The organism is Psychrobacter sp. 1Y4, assembly GCF_051847555.1.
Genome location: NZ_JBPYDE010000046.1, coordinates 1 through 1713, shown reverse-complemented (window position 1 = coordinate 1713; position 1713 = coordinate 1). Strand labels below are relative to the sequence as shown.

General features: G+C 43.6%; 1 protein-coding gene. It reads left to right on the top strand.

Annotated features, from left to right (window positions below; genetic code table 11):
• Nucleotides 1–476: 476 nt before the first annotated feature.
• Nucleotides 477–1649 (top strand): prephenate dehydratase, encoded by a 1173-nt coding sequence (gene pheA, locus ACS8FC_RS14005; protein ID WP_058024282.1) that lies wholly within the window; start codon nt 477–479, stop codon nt 1647–1649.
• The last annotated feature ends 64 nt before the right edge of the window (nt 1650–1713 follow it).

Here is a 1713-nt window from a genome sequence, read left to right as displayed (position 1 = left end):
GGTGTGGTGCTCCTCTTATATATCGCAGGGTAGGGAGCTGAATGGAAACTGTAACACAGTTTTCTACGTGTGTTTGCTCATAGTTGTGCTATGCGCCACTGTCATATCACTTAACTGTGATAATATTAATAATAATTTGCTGGCTTATCACTATTTACGAATGGGCACTGACCTGAGTTTTTGCTATAGTAGAGCCGGTCATCCGCTGGTCTGCTGTACTTGGCGACCAATATAGCAGTAATACCAGAGAACGCCAATGAAGCGCGATGTTTCTGATAGACTGTTTTTGGATGATGGTTAAAATAGTTTTGGTCATTGACCACTATTTACCAATGACTTCATAATGACACTCTCAAGCACTATCGATATGTAGAGATAGTCGAAGCATTTAAAAAACACAGTAAAATTTAGCAGATATTCATATCTAAATATTAGTAATACCTAACAGTGATAAAATCTAAAAAGGATGGGCGGTAATGAGCGAGCAGTCACCAGAACAAACCATGGACAATCTAAATCAAACCGCCGCAGGCGCTAGCGATACCGCAACTGAAAAAGAGTTTTTAGACAATATTCGCCAAAACATTGATGCGGTCGACTGCGAAATCCAAACACTCATCAATAACCGTGCCAAGCTGGCGCAACAAGTAGCAGCGGTAAAGAAAAACCACACGGCCGCTGATGATAATACCAACCCTATCTTTTATCGTCCTGAGCGTGAAGCACAGGTGTTAAAAGCGGTTATGGAGCGTAATACGGGTCCAATCGCTGACGAAAAGATGGCGCGTTTGTTCCGTGAAATCATGTCGGTATGCCTAGACTTAGAAGCGCCGCAGCGTATTGCTTTCTTAGGGCCAGTTGGCACCTTTACCCATGCCGCTGCACTAAAGCATTTTGGCAAAGCTGCTGATACTGTACCAATGACGACCATTACCGACGTATTCCGTGAAGTTGAAGCAGGCACTGCGATGTATGGTGTTGTCCCTGTCGAGAACTCTTCAGAAGGCGTGGTCAATCATACTTTGGACGGATTCTTATCTTCTACGCTAAAAATCATTGGTGAAGTTGAATTGCCAATTCACCAAAACTTCTTGGTCGCTGAGCATACTAAGCTTGATGGTTTAAGCCGTATTTATTCGCACCAGCAGTCATTGGCGCAGTGTCGTCATTGGCTAGATGTGAATTTTCCCAATGTGGAGCGCGTTGCGGTATCAAGCAATGGTGAAGCGGCGCGTCGCCTCAAAAATGAATGGCATTCAGCCGCGATTGCTGGTGACGTTGCGGTTGCAGAGTACGGCTTGCATAAGCTTTATTCAAACATTGAAGACAATCCAAGCAATACCACTCGTTTCCTTATCATCGGTCATGAAGCAATCGCTCCTTCTGGTCAAGACAAAACCTCCATCGTTGTCTCAGCCCATGATAGAGCTGGTGCATTGATCGAAATTTTGAAACCTTTGTCATATCATGGCGTATCGATGACCAGTATTGAGACACGTCCTGAGCGTCCTAATAAGTGGGCATATGTGTTCTTTATTGATATGAACGGTCATATCAATGATCCAAATGTCAGTGCCGCTATCAACGATATTCGCCCATTGGTAAAAGATCTGCGCATCTTAGGCTCGTATCCAAAAGCAGTATTGTAAAAATATATCGGCTCATCTATTCGTTTGTTTATCTATCGAGATTGACACCTAATAGATGGGCGAT

Excerpts from the sequence above, each read along its gene's own strand:
- pheA (WP_058024282.1), top strand. The coding sequence starts at position 477 with ATGAGCGAGCAGTCACCAGAACAAACCATGGACAATCTAAATCAAACC.